General features: G+C 27.6%; 6 protein-coding genes and 1 pseudogene. All 7 read right to left on the bottom strand.

The window, feature by feature from the left end; translation table 11 throughout:
• The coding region (locus HMPREF0202_RS07020; RefSeq protein WP_023052378.1) for an RNA-guided endonuclease TnpB family protein at positions 1 to 1085 on the bottom strand (1085 nt) is incomplete at its 3' end.
• 85 nt (positions 1086 to 1170) lie between these two features.
• Positions 1171 to 2418, bottom strand: a complete 1248-nt coding sequence (gene pepD / locus HMPREF0202_RS07015) for a beta-Ala-His dipeptidase (protein WP_023052377.1) — start codon at positions 2416 to 2418, stop codon at positions 1171 to 1173.
• 13 nt (positions 2419 to 2431) lie between these two features.
• Positions 2432 to 3935, bottom strand: a pseudogene (locus HMPREF0202_RS07010) (YfcC family protein).
• A gap of 116 nt (positions 3936 to 4051) precedes the next feature.
• Positions 4052 to 4918 carry a YitT family protein gene (locus HMPREF0202_RS07005; RefSeq protein WP_023052374.1) on the bottom strand — a complete coding sequence of 289 codons (867 nt, stop codon included), beginning with the start codon at positions 4916 to 4918 and terminating at the stop codon, positions 4052 to 4054.
• Positions 4919 to 4964: 46 nt separating this feature from the next.
• Positions 4965 to 6347 carry an aminopeptidase gene (locus HMPREF0202_RS07000; protein WP_023052373.1) on the bottom strand — a complete coding sequence of 461 codons (1383 nt, stop codon included), beginning with the start codon at positions 6345 to 6347 and terminating at the stop codon, positions 4965 to 4967.
• 25 nt (positions 6348 to 6372) lie between these two features.
• Complete coding sequence (yjeM, locus tag HMPREF0202_RS06995; RefSeq protein ID WP_023052372.1) at positions 6373 to 7887, bottom strand: glutamate/gamma-aminobutyrate family transporter YjeM; 1515 nt, start codon at positions 7885 to 7887, stop codon at positions 6373 to 6375.
• Between the two features lie 175 nt (positions 7888 to 8062).
• Positions 8063 to 8824, bottom strand: coding sequence for a BUD32 family EKC/KEOPS complex subunit (locus HMPREF0202_RS06990; protein WP_023052371.1), 762 nt, complete (start codon positions 8822 to 8824; stop codon positions 8063 to 8065).
• Between the last annotated feature and the right edge of the window lie 48 nt (positions 8825 to 8872).

Raw genomic sequence — 8872 nt, 5'->3', positions numbered from 1 at the left:
TCGTAACTTTTCATTACGAAACGTGTCGCACTTGCATTAAGGTCTCTATCCATAGCATGACCACATTCACAGTTATATACTCTATCGCCTAAAGAAAGTGAATCTTTTATATTGCCACAACAAGAACAAGTTTTTGAGCTAGGAAACCATTTATCTATTTTTATTACTTGTTTTCCTAAAAACATAGCCTTATATTGAAGCATAGTTGTGAATATTCCCCACCCGTTATCAGCGACAGATTTACCAAAGTTTAATGCTCCGCTCATACCTTTCATATTTAGGTCTTCAATGATAATCGCATTATACTTTGTAACTAATTCTTTTGATAATTTATGTAAAAAATCTTTTCTACTATTTTTGATAGATTGATGGATTTTAGCGACTTTTAATTTAGCCTTATTCCAATTGCTTGAGAATTTAACTTTACGAGATAATTCTCTTTGAGCTTTAGCTAATTTAGTTTCTAATTTTCTGAAAAATCTAGGATAGTCAGCTCTTTGATTATCAGAGCTGACAAAAAGTTCTTTCATAGAAAAATCAAGCCCAACGATATTATTATCGCTTGGAACTTCTTTTATATCCATTGTGAATTCAGTAAGAATAGAAACGTAAAAAGCCCCATTAGGTTCTTGGCTAATAGTGGCAGATTTAATTTTATAATTTTGAGGTATCGCTCTATGAAGTTTAATTTTAACTAATCCTAACTTAGGAAGTTTTATAGAATTATCCTCTATTCTAATAGAGTTGTTAACACTATTTGTAGAGTAAGATTTTCTAGCAGATTTTTTAGATTTGAATTTAGGAAAACCTTTTTTAGTTCTAAAAAAATTAGCGAAAGCAGTTTTAACATTCATTTGAGCATTAGCTAAGGCTAGACTATCAACTTCTTTCAAAAATGGAAATTCAGATTTAAGAGAAGCTGGAGTAATGATTTTGTTTTTACCCTCTAATTTGTATATTTCATCAGCTTTAGCTAAAATTTTGTTATATACAAATCTAGTACAACCAAAAGTTTGTAAAATCAAGTTCGCTTGAACTTCATTTGGATGTATTCTAAATCTAAAAGCTAAATTATATTTCTTCATAGTTTTACACCTCCTCATATTGATTATCTCAATATTATAAAGGCTTTTACAATAAAAATCAATAAAAAAAGAAAGGCAATTCATCTCACCACCTAAAGAGATGGGAGAATTCTTGCCCAAACACTGTTAAATTAGAAATTGAATTGAATCTCCATTCTGGATATCCGGCAGAAAACTTAAAATTTGCACCAAATTCTTCAACAATATTTATAATCTTATCTTGTAACTCTTTTAAAATATTTACTTCAGAACTTCTTAAAGAAACTATTATTTCAATTGAATCGACAGATGTTTTTACAATAGCTAAATTATCAGATGATTCAACTATATCAGGATATTCTTTAATCCAAGTATTAACTCCTGTAGGCATATTTTTAATTAAACCTAAATAATTTTTAAAAGATTCTTTATCAATAACTTTAGTAATAGTATCTAATACTATCATTTCCACCTGGATATTTAATTCAAAAGATCTATATTTTTCTAAAATTTTATTTATAGAATTTTTTATCGTCATAGAAATATCCTTTTTAGAAGAAATTGTAGCAGAAGCATTTCTAGGAATAGCGTTATCTTTGCTTCCACCTGAGATTTCAACTAGAAAGATTTCTTCTTCAAAGTTAATATTACTTAAAATTTCAGATATTATTTTATTTGCATTACCTTTTTTCTTGTGGATTTCAACTCCAGAATGACCTCCAGATAAATTTTTGACTTCAATACTCCAAGAAAAAGAAAGATCTTCGTATACTTTAGTAATTGGTAAAGTAATATCTAATTCAATTCCACCAGCTGACCCCACTGTTATAATACTTTCATCTTCTGAATCTAAATTTATAAGCATACTTCCTTTTAAAATTTCAGAATCTATGGTTAAAGCTCCACCTAAATCAACTTCTTCAGATGTTGTTCCAAGAAATTCTAACGGACCGTGTTCAAAAGAATCATCTTCTAGAATAGCCATAGCTATTGCAATAGCTATTCCATTATCAGCGCCTAAAGTTGTTTTATTTGCTTTTAATTTATTTCCATCAATAATTAAATCAATAGAATCTTTTGAAAAGTCATGAAGACTATCATCTTCTTTCTCCCAAATCATATCTAAGTGTCCTTGTATAATAATACCTGGTGAGCTTTCATAACCTAAAGAAGCTTTTTTTCTTAAAAAAACATTATAAGAAGCATCTTGGTAAGTTTCAAGCCCTAATTTTCTTCCAAAATCAATAATATAGTCACTAATGGCTTTTTCTTGATAAGATTCTCTAGGAATTTTAGATATCTCTTCAAAATAGTAGAAAACTCTTTCTGGTTGTAATTTTTTTAATTTTCTCACTTTATACCTCCATCTATATCAAAGCGTTTAAAACTAACATAGCAACTGAAAAAACTGCCATTATTCCCATTAAAAGAAGTATATACTTTAACCATTTATCAAAAGTTGTTTCTGCCATCTCTAGAGTTACTAAAATAAGACCAGTTGGTGTTATAAATGACATAAGTCTTTGTCCCCAGTTATATGCATTTATAACAACCTCTCTAGATACCCCAACAGTATCAGCTAAAGGTGCCATAATAGGCATAGAGAGAACAGCTAATCCTGAAGATGATGGAATAAAGAATCCTAATACTGAAAACACAACCATCTGTACAACTGCAAAAACTCCTCCATTCATTTGTGTTACAATCTCTGCTGAGTAATTTAATAATGTGTCAGAAATAAAACCATTATCCATAACAATATTTATAGATCTAGCAAGTCCTATTGTTAAAACAACTCTAAACTAAATCAGCTGCTCCAGCAATGAATGTATTAACACAATCCTTTTCAGATAACCCTGAAAAAATCATTATAAGTATAGCATCAGCTAAAAATAGAGTGGACATCTCTTCAAACCACCATCCATCTCTTGCAACTCCCCAAATCATAATAGGGAATGCCAATGCAAAAATAAGAAGAACAATTTTTCTTCTTATAGTAAATTCAACTTTAGATTCAATATCATAGCTTTTTAAAAATCTTTCGTGAATGGCATTTTCATCCTCATAAACAAGTGAAGCTTTAGGATTTAATCTAACCTTTTTAGCATAGTAATACATATAAACAAGAGTTATCAAAGAACCTAATGAAAGAACAATAATTCTATACATTAGACCATTTGTAAAGTTAATTCCAGCTACATTAGAGGCTATTACTACAGAAAAAGGATTTACTGTTGAAAACATTGTTCCAATAGAAGATCCCATATAAATTGCTGCAATACAAGTAATTGCATCAAAACCACTTACAAGAAAAATAGGCATAAGAATTGGATAAAAAGCTATTGTTTCTTCTGCAAGACCAAAAGTTGTTCCTCCTAAAGTTGTTAATAAAAAGACTAAAGTAACAAGTAAAAATTCTTTACCTTTTGTTCGCTTTGAAAGTGCAGCTATACCAGCATCAAAAGCACCAATTTTATTAATAATTCCTATTATTCCACCTAAAATTAATACAAATACCATTATATCAACAGTATCGAATACTCCTTCGATAGGAACTTTTAATATTTCTAAAATTCCTTGAGGATGCTGTTCTATTCGAGTATAAGTATCGGGAACAGCTATTGGTTTTTGAATAACTCCATCTATAAATTTATCTAAACTTAACTGTATTTTAAGTTTATTTAAAGCATCTTGTGTTGCAGAAAGTGTTTCTATTGTATCATTAGGTCTAGCAATAATAAATTCATTTGATTGAGAATCATAAGTTAATCTTGAAAATTTTCCTGAAGGAACTATATAAGTAAGACCTGCAGCTAAAATAAGGATAATGAAAAGTACTGTAAATGCCGTTGGAAAATTTTTTTTTCTTATTTGTCATTTTGTATTTGTCCAGTAGATTTAAATTAAACCTACTGGACCTCCTCCTTTTTCATATATAATTCAGCTTTTTCTTTTCAATATTTTTAATTTTTTCTTTTTTTTGAAGGCTAAATAGTGTATCCTTTTCCTAATACTTCATGAATATCTGAAACTACAACAAAAGCTTCTTTATCAACTTCTACTATAAGTTCTTTTAATAGAAACACCTCTCTATTTTTAAGAACAGTCGTTATGACATCTCTTTTACTTCCAGAATATAATGCTTGTGCTTGATTATAGTTTCCTGTTTTTCCTAAATCACTAACTATTATTTTTTTTATTTCTTCAACTTTAGAAGTTATAATATATGCCATTTTAGCATCATTTGAGCCATTGATTAATTTATTAATTATAACTCCTGTCATGTAAAGATTAATAAGCGCATATAAAGCTTTTTCAGCTCCAAAAATATATGCAGCAAACAAAACTATTGTTGAATCAATCATTATTAAAGCTTGTCCAATTGGAATTTTAAAAAATTTATTAAAAATACCTGATAAAATATCACTTCCACCTGTTGTTCCACCATTTTTTATAACAATTCCTAATCCAATTCCCATTAATAATCCACCATATAAAGTACCTAAAAAAATATTACTTGGATTTGTATAATCAATTATTTTATCAATTTCAGGTATAAACCTTTTAATAAACTCAACATTTAAAGATAGAAATGAAATTCCAGCTAAAGTTTTAGCACCATAAGATTTTCCAAATACCTTAATCCCTAATACAAATAAAGGGATATTTATAAAAAATATAAGAAATCCTACTTTAATTCCTGTCATATAATTGATAAGAATTGAAAGCCCCGTCGCTCCACCAGGAGCTAAATTAGAAGGAATTAAAAATCCATTAATAGCTACCGAAGCTATGAGTGTTCCTATATAAATATAAATATATTCTGTTAATATTTTTAATTTTTTTCTTTTCAATTTTTCCTCACTTGATTTTTATAAGTTATGTTTTTAGTTTGCTTTTTTATAATTCATAAAAAGCTAAATAGGCTCTATATGTCTCATATACGTCAAGTTTTGAAGATATTTCCATTGGAGCATGCATTGAAAGTAATGCTGGTCCTACATCAATTGTCTTAATTCCTTTTTGAGCTAGAAACATTGCTACAGTTCCTCCTCCACCCTCATCTACTTTTCCTAACATTCCAATTTGCCAAACTATATTATTTTTATTTAGCATATTTCTTATTTCTGCAACAAATTCAGCATCTGCATCATTTGTTCCACTCTTTCCTCTAGAGCCAGTATATTTTGTTATAACTATTCCATTGTTTAATTTTGCAGCATTCATAGGATCATGAACTCCTTTAAATATAGGATCCATAGCAGCATTAACGTCTGAGGATAAAGCCTTAGAGTTCCACAACGTTTTTTGTAAATCATTACCATTAACCATTCCCTTTATTTTGCAGATTAACTCAGTTGTAAAATATTCTAAATAAGTAGATTGAAGACCAGTTGATCCATTAGATCCTGTTTCCTCTTTATCCGCTAAAAAACATACAAGAGTCTTTTTAGGAATTTTATCAAAATCTAAAATTGCTTTTAGTGATGTATAAGCACAAATTCTGTCATCTTGTCCATAACCTGCGATTAAAGATTTATCTAATCCTAAATCTCTAGCTTTTCCTGAAGGAACTAATTCTAGTTCTGCAGATATAAAGTCTTCTTCAGAAAAACCATATTTATTATTAAGAATATTTAAAATATGTTGCTTTATAAGATCTTTTGAATCACACTCTTCTAAATATAAAGGCATTGACCCAACTATAATTTGTAACTCCTCTCCTTGGAATACTTCTGGTGCTTTTCTATCAGCTTGAGATTTTCCCCAAAGATGTGGTAATAAGTCTGGAATCATAAAAATTGGATCTTTTTCATCTTCACCAATTACTATATTAATTTTTTCACCATTTTCTAGTACAACTACTCCATGTAAAGAAAGAGGAATTGTAGCCCACTGATATTTTTTTATTCCACCATAATAATGTGTTTTCATATAAGCTAATTCTAAATCTTCATATAAAGGGTTAGCTTTTAAATCTATTCTTGGAGAGTCTATATGAGAAACTATATAATTAATTCCTTTTAAAATATCATCTTCACCTATAATACTTAATACGATATTTTTATTTCTATTAATAAAGTAAACTTTATCTCCAACTTCTAATTTTTCTTTTAAATCTATATTAATAAATCCACTTGCTTCAGCCATTTTTTTACTAATTTCAACTACTTCTCTCTCAGTTTTTCCATCATCTAAAAATTTTTTATAATTCTCTGAAAAATCAAAAATAACATTTGCTTCATTCACTCTTTCTTTTGTCCAACCATTTTTTCCAAACATACTTTATTACCCCCATAATTTTTTATTAAGCAAGTTGCTCTTTTTTATTAAGATGTTTTACTTCGTATCTTCTATAAATAGTTAATGCTAATAGTGCAAAGAATATAGGTCCAATAGTCATCCAAATTGTATCATCTATTTTACCTTTTAAAGCTGGCTCTATAATAGTTGAAATATTAGCAAATCCTACTAATATAACTGTAAAAAATGTTGCTATTTTAATAGAAAAATCAGTTTTGAATATAACAAAAGGTTTTTCAATGGCTTCATTTTTCTTAAAGATTGGAAAAGCAATAGCTATAAGTAAATATGGAATTGTCATAGCAACATTTGTCATAAGAGTTAATTTCATGAAAAATGCTTCAGCTCCTTGCCCACCAAATGTAATTCCTAAAATAAATAAAACAACAATCGCCCATTGACACCACATAGCATTTTGAGGCATACCATCTTTAATTTCAGATATTTTTTCAGGCCACATCTCTTTTGGAGCTCCTTCAATAAGTTGTTTTAATGGAGAATAAATAAGAGTAAAAAAAGCACCTGTTAAACACAGTACAATAGATATTCCCATGTATCTTGACATTAATTGTCCTATAGTTATTGCTGTTGCTTCGTTTATATTAAAAGATATTGCTATTTGATAACCTAAATTTTCCATACAAACATACGAGAAATTTCCTATATGAACATTTCCTTTATTTATTAAAAATTCCCAATTAGTAAATATTCCTACTAAAAATATTCCTACTGCATATCCAATAGCTATAACAAAAGCTGCTATAGTAATACCTTTTGGAAAGTTTTTTTCTGGATTTTCTGTTTTATCAACTAAACCTCCAACTACTTCTATTCCTCCATATGCAAAGATAGCAAAAACTAAAAATGATGCAATTGATAGACCGCTTAAGTAGTTTGGATTTGGTGAAGTAAAGAATGCTCCACTTATAGACTCAATAGGTTGAGCTAATTTAAATCCATTATTTATAAAAACAATAAGTGATCCTAAAAGTAGAACTAAATTTAAAAGAGTAACGGCAATTCCACCAACTGAAGCAATCTTAGTTATTTTATTTAAACCTTTTGAGGCTACATATGTAAATACAGTTATTAAGCCTACTCCTAAAAGTCCCATACTTTGAGTTGAATTTAAGCCAAATAAATTTAACTGTGTAGTTAAATCTTTTCCAAAAATTGCTGTTGAAACAACAACCCAAATTCCAGAAGATATATTAACAAGCCATATAACATAAGATGAATACCACATGAATGTTGTAATAAAAGCATATTTTGGTCCTACAGATTTTTCCATCCAAGAATAAATTCCTCCTGTTTCTTTTTTGAAAGCTGAACCATATTCTGCCATCATAAATGCATAAGGAATAAAAAACAATAATCCTGAAAAGATATACCAAGGTATTGCAGAATATCCCATAAGATAAAATGATCTTGGAATGTTATTGAAACCAAAAACTGAAGTAAAAATCATTAAAATTAATGGTATCAATTTCATTTTGTTGCTCGTTTGTACTTTTTCCATTTCTAAATCTCCTCCGTTGTACTGTAATTTTATTTTAACTTCTCATAAAAGTGATTATATTTTTACTTTTACAAAAAGTCAATTTTTTTGTAATTTTTTATTATAAATACTATTTTTTTAACACATTATTTGTAAAATTAAAACACTTTATTTTTAATAAAGTGTTTTTTTATTTTTAGTTATAGTTCAATATATATATCAATTTTATAAAATCATGAATATCTTTGCCCAAATATTTTGAAAATCCTGTTTTATAAAATTTTGTCAAAAATTTAACTCTAGAAACTATATTTAAAATTTTTTTATATATGAATCGATTGTTTGAAACTTTATCATATTCTTTTAAAAGAGCATGGTAATCTTCATCCTCTATTTCTAGATTACTCAATGATATTAGAAAAATTAAAACATCTCTTATTTGAATATCTGAAATATATTCTTCAGGAATAATCTCTTCAAAATCAATCATAAAAATATTATCATTATCAATTGTAAAATTTCTAATTTGTGATCCTCCGTGAGCAAAACCTAAATTATGTAAATTAGCAATTGAACTTATCGCTTTTTTTAAATAATCTATTTTGTTATAAATTTCTGGTTTCTTAAGAAAATCTTTTAATCTTTCTCCACAATCTTCTAAAATAAAAAAATTAGAACATGAAAAAAATACTTCAGGTACATTTAAATCATATTTTTTTAAATTTACTAATTTTATTGCTTCGTGATTAGAGTTATTCTTTATATTAACTGTTGGAGATAAAATTCGAAAAAATAAAATTTTTGATACTACTTTTTGAATAAAAAATAATAGTTTTTTTCTTAATAGTTTTTTATCAATATTTTTCTTTAAATAGTAGTTTCTCCCATCAATAGATATTTTTGAAACTTTTGGCAATAATTTAATATCTATTTTCAAAAGTTCTTTTTCAAAATTCATACTTTCCTCCTAATAATAAATAACATCTACTCAAATTTAATTTTTTTA

Source organism: Cetobacterium somerae ATCC BAA-474 (assembly GCF_000479045.1).
In the GTDB taxonomy this organism is placed as follows: Bacteria; Fusobacteriota; Fusobacteriia; order Fusobacteriales; family Fusobacteriaceae; genus Cetobacterium_A; species Cetobacterium_A somerae.
This window is presented reverse-complemented; position numbering and strand designations above follow the sequence as displayed.